This is a genomic window from Variovorax sp. RCC_210 (assembly GCF_041355175.1).
Classification (GTDB): domain Bacteria; phylum Pseudomonadota; class Gammaproteobacteria; order Burkholderiales; family Burkholderiaceae_C; genus Variovorax.
On record NZ_JBFUPJ010000016.1, the window covers coordinates 48,215 to 64,644 of the forward strand.

The window sequence follows — 16,430 nt, forward strand, 5'->3', positions numbered from 1 at the left end:
CCTGTGCCGCACCGGTGTAAATACGGCCGCGTCGCGGGGCTTTCTCCCACGCGCATGCGACGTGAGCGCTGCCTATACTGCCGGGCCCTCCGCGGGGCCCTATCGGCCTCTACGGGGACTTCACCCACCTTATGCAAGCCTGGCTCGACTCTCTCATGGCGCTGCTGGCGCTGCCGCAATACGGCCTCTCGACGTTGTTCGTGGCCGCGTTCATTTCCGCCACGCTGCTGCCGGTGGGCTCCGAGCCCTTCCTGTTCGGGCTGCTCAAGCTCAACCCCGACATGTTCTGGCCGGCCATCGCGGTGGCGACGGTGGGTAACACGCTGGGCGGCGCGGTGGACTGGTGGATGGGCTACGGCGCGCACAAGGTGGCGGACAAATACTCGCACTCGAAACACCATGTGCGGGTTCTGGGCTGGCTGGAGCGGCTCGGCCCGAAGGCCTGCCTGCTCAGCTGGCTGCCGCTGGTGGGCGACCCGCTGTGCGCGGTGGCCGGCTGGCTCAAGCTGCCGTTCTGGCCCTGCGTGGCCTACATGGCCATCGGCAAGTTCCTGCGCTACATCACCATGACGGTGGCGCTGCTGCAGATCTTCTGATCAGCTGAGCAGGCCGTACGGGCCGCCGCGTTCGAGCGCGCGCTTGTACGCGGGGCGCGCGTGGATGCGCTCCAGGTACGCCATGAGCCGGGGCCGCTTCGCGTCGAGCCCGCCGCGCGCCTGCGAGGCTTCGACCGGAAAGCTCATCTGGATGTCGGCGCCGCTGAACTCGTCGCCGGCAAACCATTCGCTCTTGCCGAGCTCGGCCTCCATGAAGCTCAGGTGGCCCGCGATGTTCGGGTTGATGAACGCGCCCTTGGCCTTGGCCGCGATGGCCTTGGCGATGGGCTTCGCGAAGAACGGCATCTTCGCCGTCTCGATGCGGTCGAACACCAGCTTCAGCAGCAGCGGCGACATCGCCGTGCCTTCGGCAAAGTGCAGCCAGTAGCGGTAGCGCAGCGCCTCCGGCGTGCCGGCCGCGGGCGCGAGGCGGCCCTGGCCGTAGCGCTCGATGACGGTCTCGATGATCGCGCCCGATTCCGCGAGCGTGAGCCCGTCGTCCGTGGTGACAACCGGTGACTTGCCCAGCGGGTGAACGGCCCGCAGCGAAGCGGGCGCCAACATGGTTTGCGGATCGCGCTGGTAGTGGACGATCTCGTAGGGCAGCCCCAGCTCTTCGAGCAGCCAGAGCACGCGCTGCGAGCGCGAGTTGTTGAGGTGGTGGACGGTGAGCATGAGGGCGGGGGTCTTTACGAGCTGAACAGGAAGTTCATCACGTCCCCATCCTTCACGACGTATTCCTTGCCTTCCGAACGCATCTTGCCCGCGTCCTTCGCGCCCTGCTCGCCCTTGAAGGCGATGTAGTCGTCGAACGCGATGGTCTGGGCGCGGATGTAGCCCTTCTCGAAGTCGCCGTGGATCACGCCGGCCGCCTGCGGGCCGGTGTCGCCGATGTGGATGGTCCAGGCGCGCACTTCCTTCACGCCGGCGGTGAAGTACGTCTGCAGGCCCAACAGCTTGAAGGCCGCGCGAATCAGGCGGTTCAGGCCCGGCTCTTCCTGGCCAATCTCGGCGAGGAACATCTTCTTGTCTTCGTCGTCCATCTCGGCCAGGTCGGCTTCGATCTTGGCGCAGATGGCGACCACGGGCGCGCCCTGCTTGGCGGCGTATTCGCGCAGGCGGTCGAGGTAGGGGTTGTTCTCGAAGCCGTCTTCGGCCACGTTGCCCACGAACATGGCGGGCTTGGCGGTGATGAGCGTGAAGCTCTTCACCAGCGGCTGCTCTTCCTTGGTGAACTCGAGCGCGCGCACCGGCGTGTTCTCGTTCAGCGCGGCCTGGCAGCGCTCGAGCAGGCCGACCAGCTTCTGCGCGTCCTTGTCGCCGGAGCGCGCCACCTTGGTGTGGCGGTGCAGCGCCTTCTCGACCGTGGCCAGGTCGGCCAGGCAGAGTTCGGTCTGGATCACCTCGATGTCGGAGATCGGGTCGACCTTGCCGGCCACGTGGATCACGTTCTCGTCGTCGAAGCAACGAACCACGTTCACGGTGGCGTCTGTTTCGCGGATGTGCGCGAGAAACTTGTTGCCCAGGCCTTCGCCCGTGCTCGCACCGGCCACCAGGCCGGCGATGTCGACGAACTCGACGATGGCGGGCACCACGCGCTCGGGCTTGACGATCTCGCTCAGCTGGGCAAGGCGCGGATCGGGCACTTCCACCACGCCCACATTGGGCTCGATGGTGCAGAACGGATAGTTTTCCGCCGCGATGCCGGCCTTGGTCAACGCGTTGAAAAGGGTGGATTTACCGACGTTGGGCAGGCCGACGATGCCGCATTGCAAACTCATGGGGGGTCCTCTTGGGTAACCATCGATTTTAGGCGAGCACGCCTGCGCGCCCGGGCGGCGGGGCATCGAATCCCTTCGTGAACCGCGTTCCGCCCCGTTCTCACCCGCTTTTCACTTCCTATTTCTGCCCCGTTTCGGCGTCGTTTCCGCTCCAGATCGTCAGGGTAAGCACCGACTAGCAAACGTTTGCGCAAACGTTTCCTTCTACTAATATGGCAGCCCCGGCAAAGACCGGCGCCACACACACCAAGAGACACCCGGAGACACGCACAACATGAAGTTCACTCGCCGCACCTTGCAAAGCACCGCCGCCCTGGCCCTGCTGGGCGCCCTCGCCTCGACCCCCGCCCTCGCGCAAGCCCAGGCCCAAACACAGAACCCGCCGAAGATTGCGCTGGTGATGAAGTCGATGGCCAACGAGTTCGCCCGCACCATGGACAGCGGCGCGCGCGCCCACCAGAAGGCGCACGCCGCCCAGTACACGCTGGTGGCCAACGGCATCAAGGACGAGACCGACACCTCCGCGCAGATCAAGCTGGTCGAGCAGATGCTCTCGCAGAAGATCGATGCGCTGGTGATCGCGCCGGCCGACTCCAAGGCCCTGGTGCCCGTGGTCAAGGCGGCCGTCGACCGAGGCATCCTGGTGGTCAACATCGACAACAAGCTGGACGCCGACGCGCTGAAGGACAAGGGCATCCAGGTGCCCTTCGTCGGCCCGGACGACCGCGGCGGCGCCAGGCAGGTGGGCGACTACCTCGGCAAGAGCCTGAAGGCGGGCGACAAGGTCGCCATCATCGAAGGCGTGCCCACCACCTTCAACGCCCAGCAGCGCACGCTGGGGCACCGCGACGCCATGAAGGCCGCGGGCATCGACGTGGTCAGCGTGCAGTCCGGCGCCTGGGAAATCGACAAGGCCAGCACGGGCGCCTCCAGCCTCATGCGCGAACACCCCGACCTGAAGGCCCTGCTCTGCGGCAACGACAGCATGGCGCTGGGCGCCGTGGCCGCGGTGCGCGCGGCGGGCAAGACCGGCAAGGTGCTGGTGGTCGGCTACGACGACATCAGCGCCGTGAAGCCGATGCTCGCCGACGGCCGCCTGCTGGCCACGGCCGACCAGTCGGCGGTGCGCATCGTCACCACCGGCATCGAGACCGCGCTGAAGGCGCTGGCCGACAAGCAGACCCAGGCCACCATGCCGCCCCAGGTAATTACCAGTGTGGCGCTGGTGACCAAGCAGTCCAAATAGAGCCCGTTCGCAAACGACAACCGAAGCCGACAACCGCAGCCCTTCCATCCATCCAAGGAGACACACCATGAAGCACGCCATGAAGTTCACCCGCCGTACCCTGCAGAGCGCCGCCGCGCTGGCCCTCCTGGGCGCGTTCGCCGCCACGCCATCCTTCGCGCAGGACAAGCCCAAGGTCGCGCTGGTCATGAAGTCGCTGGCCAACGAGTTCTTCCGCACCATGGAAGACGGCGCCAAGGCGCACCAGAAGGCGCACGCCTCCGAATACACGCTGGTGGCCAACGGCATCAAGGACGAGACCGACACCGCCGCCCAGATCAAGATGGTCGAGCAGATGGTGGCGCAGAAGATCAACGCGCTGGTCATCGCGCCGGCCGATTCGAAGGCGCTGGTGCCCGTCATCAAGGCGGCCATCGACAAGGGCATCCTGGTGGTCAACATCGACAACCAGCTCGACGCCGCCGCGCTGAAGGAAAAGGGCATCCAGGTGCCCTTCGTGGGCCCCGACAACCGCGCCGGCGCCAAGCTGGTGGGCGACGCGCTCGCCAAGGAGCTGAAGTCGGGCGACAAGGTCGGCATCATCGAAGGCGTGTCGACCACCTTCAATGCGCAGCAGCGCACGCTGGGCTATCAAGACGCCATGAAGGCGGCCGGCGCCACGGTGGTGGGCGTGCAGTCGGGCCAGTGGGAAATCGACAAGGGCAACACGGTGGCCGCCGGCATGATGCGCGAGCACCCCGACCTGAAGGCCCTGCTGGCCGGCAACGACAGCATGGCGCTGGGCGCGGTGGCCGCCGTGAAGGCCGCGGGCAAGACCGGCAAGGTGCTGGTGGTGGGCTACGACAACATCGGCGCCATCAAGCCCATGCTGGCCGACGGCCGCGTGCTCGCCACGGCCGACCAGTTCGCCGCCAAGCAGGCCGTGTTCGGCATCGAGACCGCGCTGAAGGCCATCGCCGACAAGAAGAAGCAGTCCGAAATGCCCGCCGAGGTGAAGACCGACGTGGTGCTGGTCACCAAGTCGTCGAAGTAAATGTCGCTCGCCCCCAGGCTTCGCGCACTCCCCACGCTTCGCGTCGCCTCGCCTTCCCCCGCCGGGGGCGACACCCACGGGCCGGCACGGCCGGCTCCGTGGTGTTTCTGGAATGAGGTTGTCGTCGATGGCTGATAACGATCGCAGCGCGCCCGTGCTCTCCCTGGACGCCATGGGCAAGGACTACGCGGCGCCCGTGCTGGACGACGTTTCGCTCGTGCTGAACGCCGGCGAAGTGCTGGCCCTCACGGGCGAGAACGGCGCGGGCAAGAGCACGCTGTCGAAGATGGTGTGCGGCCTGGTGCAGCCCACGCGCGGCCGCATGCTGCTCGGCGGCAAGGCCTTCGCGCCTGCATCGCGCCGCGACGCCGAGCGCCTGGGCGTGCGCATGGTGATGCAGGAGCTGGGCCTGGTCACCACCTTGTCGGTGGCCGAGAACCTGCTGCTCGACCGCCTGCCCAACAAGGCCGGCTGGATCGGCCGCGCCGAGCTACACGAACTCGCGGCGCGGCAGCTCGCGAAGATCGGCCTGCAGAACATCGACCCGGCCACGCCCGTGGCGCGGCTGGGCATCGGCCAGCAGCAGATGGTGGAAATTGCCCGCAACCTGCAGGACGACACGCGCGTGCTGGTGCTCGACGAGCCCACCGCCATGCTCACCCCGCGCGAAACCGCGCACCTGTTCGAGCAGATCGACCTGCTGAAGGCGCGCGGCGTGGCCATTGTTTACGTGTCGCACCGGCTCGAGGAGCTGCAGCGCATTGCCGACCGCGTGGCGGTGCTGCGCGACGGCCGGCTGGTCGATGTGCGCGCCATGGCCGGCGTGCGCGAGGCCGAGCTGGTGCAGCGCATGGTCGGTCGCGCGGTGCACGAGCACGAAGGCCGGCCGCGCCGCGTGCCGGGCCCCGTGCTGCTGAGCGCGCGCGGCATCGGCCGGGCGCAGGCGGTGCGCGACGTCGACATCGACCTGCGCGCGGGCGAAGTCATGGGCCTCGCCGGCCTGGTCGGCTCGGGCCGTACCGAGCTGGTGCGCCTGCTGTTCGGCGCCGACCGCGCCGACCGCGGCGACATCTCCATGCATGAAGACGGCCGGCCCACGCAGCACGCGCGCAAGGGCTGGCGCTCGCCGATGCAGGCCATCCGCGCCGGCATCGGTTTGGTCACCGAAGACCGCAAGTCGCAGGGCCTGCTGCTGACGCAATCGATCCGCGTGAACGCCACGCTGAGCGACCTGGGCGCCGTCTCGCGCGGCGGCTGGCTGCTGCGCTCCAGGGAGCGCGGCATTGCGCAGCGGCTGGTCGAGCTGCTGCGCATCCGCTCGCGCAGCACCGAGCAGCCGGTGGCCACGCTCAGCGGCGGCAACCAGCAGAAGGTGGTGTTCGCGCGCTGGCTGCACCGCGAATGCAAGGTGCTGCTGCTGGACGAGCCCACGCGCGGCGTGGACGTGGGCGCGCGCGCCGACCTCTACGCCGAACTCGACCGCATGACCGACGCCGGCCGCGCGCTGCTGATGGTGTCCAGCGACCTGCGCGAGCTGATGGCCATGTGCGACCGCATCGGCGTGATGAGCGCCGGGCGGCTGGTCGCGGTCTTCGAGCGCGGCGAGTGGAGCGAGCAGTCGCTGCTGGCCGCCGCCTTCAGCGACGCGGCGGGCCGCGCCGAACACCCTGGAACCGCTCCCTCCGTCGCTCCCGCGGCCCCCGGCGCCATTGCGGCGCCCGACTCCACACCGGTCACCGCCCACACACCATGAACGCTCCTTCCACCCCGACGTCCAAAACGCAGGCCGCGCCGGCTTCCACCGGTTCCGCCGCACGCTCCTCGGCCCTCAAGGGCCAGCTGGGCACCTACCTCGGCCTCACCGTCGTGCTCGTGGGCATGATCGCGTTGTTCGGCTCGCTGAGCGAGTACTTCCTCACGCGCGACACCTTCGTGTCGATCGCCAACGAGATTCCCGCGCTGGCCGTGATGGCCGTCGGCATGACCTTCGTGCTGATCATCGCGGGCATCGACCTGTCAGTGGGCTCGGTGCTGGCGCTGAGCGCCGCGGTGACGGCCGCCGCCATCCTCGAATGGAAGCTCTCGGTGCCGGTGGCCGCGGTGCTCGGCCTGGCGACCGGGCTGGTGTGCGGCACGGTCACGGGTGCGGTGTCGGTGGCATGGCGGCTGCCGAGCTTCATCGTCTCGCTGGGCATGCTCGAGGCCGTGCGTGGCGGCGCCTACCTGGTGACCGACTCGCGCACGCAGTACGTGGGCGACGCCATCTCGGGCCTGGCCGCGCCGTGGATCGGCGGCATCTCGGCGGCCTTCGTGCTCGCCGTGGTGCTGGTGGCGGTGGGGCAGCTGGTGCTCACGCGCACGGTGTTCGGCCGCTACGTGGTGGGCATCGGCACCAACGAGGAAGCCATGCGCCTGGCCGGCGTGGACCCGCGGCCCATCCGCATCATCGTGTTCGCCGCCACCGGCCTGCTGGCCGGACTCGCGGGCCTGATGCAGTCGGCGCGGCTCGAGGCGGCCGACCCGAACGCGGGCGTGGGCATCGAGCTGCAGGTGATCGCGGCCGTGGTCATCGGCGGCACCAGCCTCATGGGCGGGCGCGGCTCGGTGGTGAACACCTTCTTCGGCGTGCTGATCATCGCGGTGCTGGAGGCCGGGCTGGCGCAGGTGGGCGCGAGCGAGCCGAGCAAACGCATCATCACGGGCGCGGTGATCGTGGTGGCGGTCATCATCGACACCTTGCGCCAGCGCCGGGCCGACCGCCGCCTGGCCTGAGCACGCCCCCACCCACCGAGCAACAGGAACCCAGCCATGGCCACCATCAAGGACGTCGCACTGAAGGCGGAAGTCTCCGTCACCACCGTGTCGCACGTGGTCAACGACACCCGCCACGTGAGCCCCAAGGTGCGCGAGCGCGTGGAACTTGCCATTCGCGAGCTGGGCTACGTGCCCAACGCCATGGCGCGCAGCCTGAAGAGCAACACCACCTCGACGCTGGGCATGCTGATTCCGAACAGCTCCAACCCCTACTTCGCCGAGATCGTGCGCATCGTGGAAGACCGCTGCTTCGGCGCGGGCTACACGCTGGTGCTGTGCAACACCGACGACGAGCCCCACCGCCAGAGCGTGTACCTGCAGGTGCTGGCCGAGCGCCGCATCGACGGGCTGATCGTGGTGTCCACAGGCGCGGGCAGCGGCACCGACGAGGGCGACTCGCTCGCCAAGCAGCTGCACGGCCTGCGCGTGCCGACCGTGCTGGTCGACCGCGAAATCGACGACCCGAGCTGCGACCTGGTGGAAACCGCGCACATGCAGGGCGGCCTGCTGGCGGTGCGGCACCTGCTGTCGCTGGGCCACAGGCGCATCGCCTGCATCGGCGGGCCGGCGGGCGTGATGCCCAGCGAGCAGCGCGTGGAGGGCTGGCGCATGGCGCTGGCCGAAGCCGGCGCCACGCCCGACATCGCCCAGGCCGACGCCCTGCTGTGGCGCGGCGGCTTCACCAGCCAAGGCGGCTACGAGGCCATGCACGCCATTCTTCGCACCGAGCACAAGCCCTCGGCCGTGTTCGTCTGCAACGACCTGATGGCCATCGGCGCGCTGCGCGCGGCGCATGAAAGCGGCGTGCGCGTGCCCGACGAGCTGTCCATCGTCGGCTTCGACGACATCGAGCTGTCGGCGTACATGAGCCCGCCGCTGACCACCGTGGCGCAGCCCAAGGAGCGCATCGGCGCCATGGCGGTCGACATGCTGCTCGAGCGCGTGGGCGGCAAGCGCCGCGACGCGCGCAAGGTGGTGCTGCAGCCCGAGCTGCGCGTGCGCGCCACCACGGCGCGGCACGCGAGCTTTCGCGAGGCCACCGTGCCAGCGGCCAGCACCACGCCTGCCGCAACCGGCACGACCACAGCTTCCACGCCAACCCGAAAGTCCCGCACCCCGTGAGCCCGAGCCCGATGCCTTCTTCTTCCGGCCCTGACGGCGCCTCGCAAGCGCCACGCATCGTGGTGCTCGGCAGCCTCAACATGGACCTGGTGCTGCGCGTGCCGCACGCCCCGGCCGCGGGCGAGACCCTGCAGGGCCATTCGATCGACACCATTCCCGGCGGCAAGGGCGCCAACCAGGCCGTGAGCTGCGCGCGCGAAGGCGCACAGGTGCAGATGATCGGCTGCGTGGGCGACGACGCGCACGGCAGCGCGCTGCGCCACGCGCTGCAGGCCGACGGCATCGACACCGCCGCGCTGCGCACCGTGCAGGGCGAGCCGACCGGCACCGCGCTGATCCTGGTGGAGGACAGCGGCCAGAACCGCATCGTGATCGTGCCCGGCGCCAACGCCCGGGTCGAGCTCGACGAAGCCGCGCTGGCGCGGCAGCTGCAGGGCGCCGCCTTCCTGGTGACGCAGTTCGAGACACCGCTTCAGCAGGTCGCGCGCGCCATCGAGGTGGCGCACGCCGCGGGCTGCAAGGTGCTGCTGAACCCGTCGCCGGTGCAGGCGATTGCCGAGGCCCTGTGGCCGCGCATCGACACGCTGGTGGTCAACGAGATCGAGGCGCGAACGCTGTGCGGCCAGCCCGCCGACAGCCCGCAAGAAGCCGCCAGCGCCGGCCAGGCGCTGCGTGCCAAGGGCATCGCGCGCGTGGTGGTCACGCTGGGCGCGCGCGGCGCGGTGGCGGTCGATGCCGATGGCGCGCGCCACCATCCCGCGCCGAAGGTGCAGGCGGTGGACACCACGGCCGCCGGCGACACCTTCCTGGGCGCGCTGGCCGTCGCGCTGGGCGAGGGCCAGCCGTTCGACGAGGCCGTGCGCCTGGGCATTCGCGCCGCGGCGCTGTGCATCCAGCAGCCCGGCGCCCAGCCTTCGATTCCGCGGCGCGACGCCGTGCTGCAAAGCCCCCTGCCCCCCGACTGGACCGCGCTGTGAAACGTACCGCCCTGCTGCACGCCGAACTGTCCCAGGTGATCGCCTCGCTCGGCCACGGCGACATGCTCGTGCTGGGCGACGCCGGCCTGCCGATTCCCGACGGCCCGCGCCGCATCGACCTGGCCGTGGCGCGTGGCGTGCCGCGGCTGGCCGACGTGCTGGAGGCCGTGCTGTCGGAGATGCAGGTGGAAGGCATCGTGATCGCCGGCGAGGCGCTGGGCGACGACAAGCGGTTGCCCGGCTGGTACCCGCAGTCGCTCGGCATTGCGCCGCAGACCGTGTCGCACGAAGAGTTCAAGCGCCGCACCGCCACGGCCCGCGCCATGGTGCGCACGGGCGAGTGCACGCCTTACGCGAACATCATCCTCGTTGCCGGCGTGAGCTTCTGAAGGGCCGGCCGGGCCGGATCGCTCAAGCCGGCCCGCCGCGCCGGGTCATTCGAACCGGGTCATTCGAACCGGTAGTTCGCGCCCACCGGCTGGCCCACCTTGAGCGTGTATTCCACGCCCTGGATCACGATGCAGTTCATGCCGAAGGTGATGCCGCCGTCCACGCGCGGGTCTTTCCGGTAGGTGCGCAGCATGTCGCCGACCTCGGGGCTGCTCAGCGCCGTGGCGGGGTCGATGTCCGGAATCGGGCAGCGGGTGCAGGGCTTGACGGGGCGCAGCTCGGCCTCGCCTTCGCCGGTGGCGATGTGCAGCGCGTCCACCCGGTCCTCGTCGTGCGACTCCACGCCCGCCAGCACGATGTTCGGGCGAAAGCGCTCGATGCCCACCGCATCGTGCCCGGCGGCCGCGAGCCGCTCGTTCAGGTCGGCCAGCGAGCCTTCGCTGGCCACCAGCACCGGGTAGCCGTCGGCGAACTGGTTCTCCGCCTCGACGCCGCCGGTCCACTTCAGGCTGGACAGGCGCTTGTGCTCGGGGTCGAAGCGCACCAGGCGCAGCACCTGCGGCTTGCCGGGCTCGGAGAGAAAGTCGCTGAACCACTGGGCGGCGATGTTGCCCATGTCGTAGGCGGCCACTTCGTCCTTCCACACGCGCACGCGCACCGGCTTCTCGACCCGGTCGAAGGCCAGGTGCAGCGCCAGCATGCCGGGGGCGCGCAGCACCACTTCCGTGTGCTTCATCTGCGGGCGGACCAGCGCCATGCGCGGCAGCTGGCGCTGGGTGACGAATTCGCCCTGGGCGTCGACCACCATCCAGGCCCGGTCGAACTCCAGGCCGGTCTCGGTCAGCAGCATTTCAGGCAGTTCGACGCCCGCGCACGACTTGACCGGGTAGATGAGCAGGCGCGCGATGGTGGCTTCGAGGTCGAAAGCGGACTGAAGAGCGGGCTGGGACACGGTGGGGTTTCCTTGAAATTCGGCCGCGATTGTCCCGCAGCCGCAAAACCGCTGCGGAACCGGCTGTGCCGGGCCGCAGGCATCGCCCCCGCGAGGGGTTGGCACAGCGACACGCAGTGCGCGAAGCCTGGGGGCGGCCCATGTTCTTACAATTGTTTGATGGCCCTCCCCCCAGAAGTTTGTATTCGTGGCGCCGGCATCGTCGGCCGCACGCTGGCCCTGCTGCTTGCGCGCGAGCGCGTGCGCGTCGCGCTGGTCGTGCCCCCGGCCACGCAAGACCCGCAAGCCAGGCCCGACATTCGCGCCTACGCGCTCAACACCGCCTCGCGCAGCCTGCTCGAATCGCTGCGCGCCTGGCCCGACGCGGCCCACGCCACCGCGGTGCGCGAAATGCTCGTGCATGGCGACGAAGGCGGCCGGGTGCAGTTCAGCGCCGCGCGCCAGAAGGTCGATGCGCTGGCGTGGATCGTCGACGTGCCCGCGCTCGAGCAGCAACTGGCCGACGCCGTGCGCTTCCAGCCCCAGATCGAGGTGGTGAGCGAGCCCGTGGCCGCGCCGCTCACCGTGGTGTGCGAAGGCAAGGCCAGCGCCACGCGCGAGGCGCTGGGCGTGAGCTACGAGGTCACGCGCTACCCGCAGCACGCCATCGCCGCGCGCATGGAGGCCGAACAGTCGCACGACGGCATCGCGCGCCAGTGGTTCAACGACAAGGGCGAGGTGCTGGCGCTGCTGCCGCTGGGCGGCACGCACGGCAAGACCGTGGCGCTGGTGTGGTCGGTCGACCAGCTGCGCGCGCCGGCCCTGCTGGCACAGGGCGACGAAGAATTCGACGCCGCCGTCACCGAGGCCAGCCACAACGCGCTCGGCCCGCTCAAGCTGGCGAGCGAGCGCGGCGCCTGGCCGCTGGCCCGCGCCATCGCCGACCGCTGGACCGGCGCCATGCCCGGCCAGCCCATGCGCTCCTGGGCGCTGGCCGGCGACGCCGCCCACACCGTGCACCCGCTGGCCGGCCAGGGCCTGAACCTGGGCCTGGCCGATGCGGCCGCGCTGGCCGAGGTGATCAGGAACCGCGACTACTGGCGCAGCGTGGGCGACGCCCGCCTGCTGCGCCGCTACGAGCGCGAGCGCCGCGCCGACGTCTTGCAGATGAGCCTGGCCACCGACGGGTTGCAGCAACTTTTCTCGCACAACCTGGGTCCACTCCCTGCATTGCGCAACTGGGGCATGCGCGGTTTCGACCGCACGCGCCTGGTCAAGCACTGGATCACGGCGCAGGCCATGGGCCTGAAGGCCTGAAGACCCTCTTCTTTTTCGAATCCAACCAACGGATCTCCCGATGACACTCGCACGCAACCTTCTTCTCGCCGCCTGCACGCTGGGTGCGGTCGTGGCCGCCACCGCCGGCGAAACCGAGATCCGCAAAAACCTGCCCACGCGCATTCCGCAGTTTCCGGCCATCGACGAGGTGAGCAAGTCGCCGGTCCCGGGCCTGTACGAAGTGCGCGTGAACGGCTCGCAGATCTTCTACACCGACGAGCAGGGCAACTACCTCATCCAGGGCAACCTGATCGACGTCAAGTCGCGCAAGAACCTGACCGAGGAGCGCATCGAGAAGCTCAGCGCCGTGGCCTTCGACCAGCTCCCGCTGAAGGACTCCATCAAGATCGTGCGCGGCAACGGCAAGCGCAAGCTGGCGGTGTTCGAAGACCCGAACTGCGGCTACTGCAAGCGCTTCGAGAAGGACATGAAGACGGTCGACAACGTCACCGTGTACCTGTTCCTGTACCCGGTGCTGGGCCCGGACTCGACCGTCAAGTCGCGTGACATCTGGTGCAGCAAGGACAAGGGCAAGGCCTGGGGCGACTGGATGGAAGCCAGCGCCAAGCCGGTCACCGCGCCGGGCAGCTGCGACGTGACCGCGCTGCAGCGCAACGTCGAGTTCGGCCGCAAGTACAACATCACCGGCACGCCCACGCTGATCTTCAGCGACGGCACCCGCACCCCCGGTGCCATTCCCGCGGAGCAGGTCGAGAAGCAACTCGCCGCGTCGTCCAGCTGATGGCGGCGAAGACAGCATCGCGGCGCGCGGCCGTTGTAGCGCGCGGGGCAGGCGTGCCGCCCACGGCCGGCGTGCACTACCGGGTGGCGTGCGCCGACCTGCATGCGCACCTGTTCAGCGTGACCCTCACCGTCGACGCGCCCGCCGCCCAGCAGCGCCTGACGCTGCCGGTGTGGATTCCGGGCAGCTACCTGGTGCGCGAGTTCGCCAAGAACCTGCAAGGCCTGCGCGCCACCCAGGGCCGCCGCAAGCCGGCGCTCACGCAGCTCGACAAATGCAGTTGGCTGGTCGAGTGCACGCCCGGCCAGCCGCTGGTGCTGAACTACCAGGTCTGCGCCTACGACAACTCGGTGCGCACCGCCTGGCTGGACGCCGAGCGCGGCTTCTTCAACGGCACCAGCGTGTGCCTGCGCGTGGAAGGCCAGACCGACGCGCCGCACGCCATCGACATCGTCGCGCCCGCGCTGGCCGCCGACGCCGCCCCCTGGTCTTGCGCCACCGCCCTCGTGCCGACCAAGGCCGACAAGCACGGCTTCGGCAGTTACCTGGCCTCGGGCTACGACGAGCTGGCCGACAGCCCGGTCGAGCTGGGCGCCTTCTGGAGCGCGGAGTTCGACGCCTGCGGCGTGCCGCACCGCTTCGTGGTCGCCGGCGCCGCGGCCTCGTTCGACGGCGAACGGCTCATCGCCGACACCCAGGCCATCTGCGAAGCCGAAATGCGCTTCTGGCACGGCGACAAGGTGGGCAAGCGCGGCGGTCCGAAGCCGCCGATCGACCGCTACGTGTTCATGCTGAATGCGGTGGACGACGGCTACGGCGGGCTGGAGCACCGGCACTCGACCGCGCTCATCTGCAACCGCCGCGACCTGCCGCAGCGCGGCGAGAAGAAGAAGCAGCCCGAGGGCTACACCACGCTCATGGGCCTCATCAGCCACGAGTACTTCCACACCTGGAACGTGAAGCGCCTGCGGCCCGCCGAGTTCGCGCGCTACGACTACAGCCGCGAGAACTACACGCAGCTGCTGTGGTTCTTCGAGGGCTTCACCAGCTACTACGACGACCTGCTGCTGCGCCGCGCCGGACGCATCGACGACGGTGCCTACCTGCGCCTGCTGAACAAGACGCTCAACCAGGTCATGCAGACGCCGGGCCGGCTCGTGCAGCCGGTGGCCGACGCCAGCTTCGACGCGTGGGTCAAGTACTACCGCCAGGACGAACAGACGCCCAACAGCACGGTGAGCTACTACACCAAGGGCGCGCTGGTGGCGCTGTGCTTCGACCTCACACTGCGCCACGAAGGCAAGGGCACGCTCGACGACGTCATGCGCCACCTGTGGACGCACAGCGGCAACGGCGGGCCGATCAGCGAGGCCGACATTGCCGCCGCGCTCGAAGCGGTGAGCGGCCGCTCGTATGCGGCCGAACTCGCGCGCTGGGTGCATTCGACCGAGGAGCTGCCGCTCGCGCAACTGCTGCGCGTGCACGGCGTGGCCACGCTGGAAGACCCGTCGCAACAGGCCCAGGTGCTGGGCGTGCGCGTGGCCGAGGCCAACGGCAGCGTGCAGGTGAAGGTGGTGCTGCGCGGCGGCGCGGCCGAGAAGGCAGGCTTCAGCGCGAACGACGAGTGGATCGGCATCGAGCTGCCGGCCGTCGCCAGGCGCGGCCAGCAACGCCCGGCACAGGCTTGGCGCATCGCCAAGCTCGACGACCTGGCGCTGTACCTGGGCGATGCGACGAAGTTCACCGCCATCGTGGCGCGCGACCGCAAGCTCATCAAGCTGCCGCTGGTGCTGCCGACCGGGGTGACCACGTGGCGCCTGTTCGCGCACGACGCCGCGAAGGTGGCGAACTGGCTGGCGCGCTAGGCGCCTTTTAGGCGCTCCAGAGGCCTTTCAGGCGCTTTCAGCCGCCGCGGGATGCCGCACGAACAGCATCGGCTGCGGCTCGCCGACCAGCACGCAGGGCTTGCCGGTGCGCCGGCAGTGGTCCTGCACGCGCCAGTAGGCGCCGTGGCTCACGCAGCCGGTCTGGCAGATCACCAGGTCGGCCGCGCGCAGGCTGGCCTCGAGCGCGGGGTCGTCCGCGTGGTCGCCGCCGTCGTGGTGCAGGTAGCGGCCGCCGGCAATCTCGACCAGCTGGCGGGCCAGCGAGGGCGCTTCGGCTTCGTCTTCCTGGCCCACGCACAGCACGGCCTTTTCGCGCAGGTCGGCCGGCACCTGCGTCACGGGGGTCGGCGGCGCCTTCAGATGCCGCCGGCTGCCCGGCGACAGCAAGGTGTTCAGCCGCTTGGGCAGCGCCCCGCCCACGGCGGCGCGCGCGGCCAGTTCCTCGCGCACGATGGCAATGGCCGAGTCGCGCGCCACCAGCGCGCCACGCAACCGGACGATCTGCGCCTCGAGCCTTTCGACCCGCGCGGCCTGCTCCAACAGCAGGCGCGAGCAACGCTCCTGCACGCGGGCATAGGCCCGCAGCAACACGGCATGTTCTTGCATCGGCAACTCCATGGCGGGCATTCTAGATGAGAACAATTCTCAACTGAAGGCCTTGAGGTGTCAGCAGGCAAGAAGCCTTGCTCGGTATAGTGGCCCGAGCGAATTTTCACCACCTCTCCCGGAGACACCATGAGCTACGAAAACATCGAAGTGCGCACCGAAGCTGGCAAGGTCGGCATCATCACCCTCAACCGCCCCAAGGCCCTGAACGCGCTGAACGATGCGCTCATGACCGAGCTGGGCCAGGCGCTGAAGGCCTTCGATGCCGACGAGGCCATCGGCTGCATCATCCTCACGGGCAGCGAGCGCGCCTTCGCGGCGGGCGCCGACATCGCCGCCATGGCCAAGTACAGCTTCATCGACACGTACAAGGGCGACTACATCACGCGCAACTGGGAAAGCATCCGCTCCATCCGCAAGCCGGTGATCGGCGCGGTGGCCGGCTTTGCGCTGGGCGGCGGCTGCGAGCTGGCGATGATGTGCGACTTCATCATCGCCGCCGACAACGCCAAGTTCGGCCAGCCCGAGATCAAGATCGGCGTGATCCCCGGCGCCGGCGGCACGCAGCGCCTGCCGCGCGCGGTGGGCAAGAGCAAGGCCATGGACATGGTGCTCACCGCCCGCATGATGGACGCCGCCGAAGCCGAACGCGCCGGCCTCGTGAGCCGCGTGGTGCCCTTCGAGAAGCTCGCCGACGAGGCCCTGGGCGCGGCGCTGGTCATCTGCGGCTTCTCGCAGATCTCGGTGATGGCGGCCAAGGAATCGGTCAACCGCGCCTTCGAGAGCGGCCTGAGCGACGGCGTGATGTTCGAGCGCCGGCTGTTCCACGCGCTGTTCGCCACGGTCGACCAGAAGGAAGGCATGGACGCGTTCCTGAACAAGCGCGCACCGGATTTCAAGAACGCCTGAGTGGCGCGCGGGTCAGGCGCCCGGTTCGGGGCGGCTGATTCGACGTGCTTGATTCAACG

Annotated in this window: 16 protein-coding genes; 12 read left to right on the forward strand and 4 right to left on the reverse strand. The window is 69.4% G+C overall.

Translation table 11 applies throughout. The annotated features are described in order from the left end of the window. Positions 1-131 precede the first annotated feature (131 nt). Positions 132-596 carry a YqaA family protein gene (locus AB6807_RS32120; protein WP_116909481.1) on the forward strand — a complete coding sequence of 155 codons (465 nt, stop codon included), beginning with the start codon at positions 132-134 and terminating at the stop codon, positions 594-596. Here AB6807_RS32120 and AB6807_RS32125 read toward each other — a convergent pair whose 3' ends face one another. Then, a complete protein-coding gene (locus AB6807_RS32125) occupies positions 597-1,271 on the reverse strand; it encodes a glutathione S-transferase family protein (protein ID WP_371087747.1) in 675 nt (224 codons plus the stop codon). 14 nt (positions 1,272-1,285) lie between these two features. After that, positions 1,286-2,377 carry a redox-regulated ATPase YchF gene (gene ychF / locus AB6807_RS32130; protein ID WP_116909484.1) on the reverse strand — a complete coding sequence of 364 codons (1,092 nt, stop codon included), beginning with the start codon at positions 2,375-2,377 and terminating at the stop codon, positions 1,286-1,288. A 274-nt stretch (positions 2,378-2,651) separates the two neighbouring features. On the opposite strand from ychF, the gene AB6807_RS32135 reads away from it, so the two are divergent. From AB6807_RS32135 to rbsD, 7 genes are all read left to right on the forward strand, one after another. Beyond that, positions 2,652-3,623 carry a substrate-binding domain-containing protein gene (locus AB6807_RS32135; protein WP_371087748.1) on the forward strand — a complete coding sequence of 324 codons (972 nt, stop codon included), beginning with the start codon at positions 2,652-2,654 and terminating at the stop codon, positions 3,621-3,623. A 79-nt stretch (positions 3,624-3,702) separates the two neighbouring features. Continuing rightward, positions 3,703-4,656: a sugar ABC transporter substrate-binding protein gene (locus AB6807_RS32140; RefSeq protein WP_116909656.1), complete on the forward strand. Its 954-nt coding sequence runs from the start codon at positions 3,703-3,705 to the stop codon at positions 4,654-4,656. A gap of 127 nt (positions 4,657-4,783) precedes the next feature. Then, a complete protein-coding gene (locus AB6807_RS32145; RefSeq protein WP_371087749.1) occupies positions 4,784-6,409 on the forward strand; it encodes a sugar ABC transporter ATP-binding protein in 1,626 nt (541 codons plus the stop codon). Continuing rightward, positions 6,406-7,428, forward strand: a complete 1,023-nt coding sequence (locus AB6807_RS32150; protein WP_165840322.1) for an ABC transporter permease — start codon at positions 6,406-6,408, stop codon at positions 7,426-7,428. The genes AB6807_RS32145 and AB6807_RS32150 overlap by 4 nt, the downstream gene beginning before the upstream one ends. Before the next feature lie 36 nt (positions 7,429-7,464). After that, the gene (locus AB6807_RS32155) at positions 7,465-8,592 is read left to right on the forward strand and encodes a LacI family DNA-binding transcriptional regulator (RefSeq protein WP_371087750.1); all 1,128 of its coding nucleotides are present in this window, start codon (positions 7,465-7,467) and stop codon (positions 8,590-8,592) included. An 11-nt stretch (positions 8,593-8,603) separates the two neighbouring features. After that, positions 8,604-9,569, forward strand: a complete 966-nt coding sequence (rbsK, locus tag AB6807_RS32160) for a ribokinase (protein ID WP_371087751.1) — start codon at positions 8,604-8,606, stop codon at positions 9,567-9,569. Continuing rightward, positions 9,566-9,958 (forward strand): D-ribose pyranase, encoded by a 393-nt coding sequence (gene rbsD, locus AB6807_RS32165; protein ID WP_371087752.1) that lies wholly within the window; start codon positions 9,566-9,568, stop codon positions 9,956-9,958. The genes rbsK and rbsD overlap by 4 nt, the downstream gene beginning before the upstream one ends. Before the next feature lie 59 nt (positions 9,959-10,017). On the opposite strand, the gene AB6807_RS32170 is transcribed toward rbsD, so the two are convergent. Further along, positions 10,018-10,911, reverse strand: coding sequence for an MOSC domain-containing protein (locus AB6807_RS32170; RefSeq protein ID WP_371087753.1), 894 nt, complete (start codon positions 10,909-10,911; stop codon positions 10,018-10,020). A gap of 159 nt (positions 10,912-11,070) precedes the next feature. Between AB6807_RS32170 and AB6807_RS32175 the strand changes: the two genes are divergently transcribed. The 3 genes from AB6807_RS32175 to AB6807_RS32185 are packed head-to-tail and all read left to right on the forward strand — an operon-like array spanning position 11,071 to position 14,835. Continuing rightward, positions 11,071-12,207: an FAD-dependent monooxygenase gene (locus AB6807_RS32175; protein ID WP_371087754.1), complete on the forward strand. Its 1,137-nt coding sequence runs from the start codon at positions 11,071-11,073 to the stop codon at positions 12,205-12,207. 40 nt (positions 12,208-12,247) lie between these two features. After that, on the forward strand, positions 12,248-12,970 hold the full coding sequence (locus AB6807_RS32180; protein WP_371087755.1) for a DsbC family protein: 723 nt from the start codon (positions 12,248-12,250) through the stop codon (positions 12,968-12,970). Next, positions 12,970-14,835, forward strand: a complete 1,866-nt coding sequence (locus AB6807_RS32185; protein ID WP_371087756.1) for a M61 family metallopeptidase — start codon at positions 12,970-12,972, stop codon at positions 14,833-14,835. The genes AB6807_RS32180 and AB6807_RS32185 overlap by 1 nt, the downstream gene beginning before the upstream one ends. Positions 14,836-14,862: 27 nt before the next feature. On the opposite strand, the gene AB6807_RS32190 is transcribed toward AB6807_RS32185, so the two are convergent. Then, the gene (locus AB6807_RS32190; RefSeq protein WP_116909659.1) at positions 14,863-15,462 is read right to left on the reverse strand and encodes a DUF2325 domain-containing protein; all 600 of its coding nucleotides are present in this window, start codon (positions 15,460-15,462) and stop codon (positions 14,863-14,865) included. Positions 15,463-15,591: 129 nt separating this feature from the next. Between AB6807_RS32190 and AB6807_RS32195 the strand changes: the two genes are divergently transcribed. Further along, on the forward strand, positions 15,592-16,371 hold the full coding sequence (locus AB6807_RS32195) for an enoyl-CoA hydratase (RefSeq protein ID WP_116909493.1): 780 nt from the start codon (positions 15,592-15,594) through the stop codon (positions 16,369-16,371). The last annotated feature ends 59 nt before the right edge of the window (positions 16,372-16,430 follow it).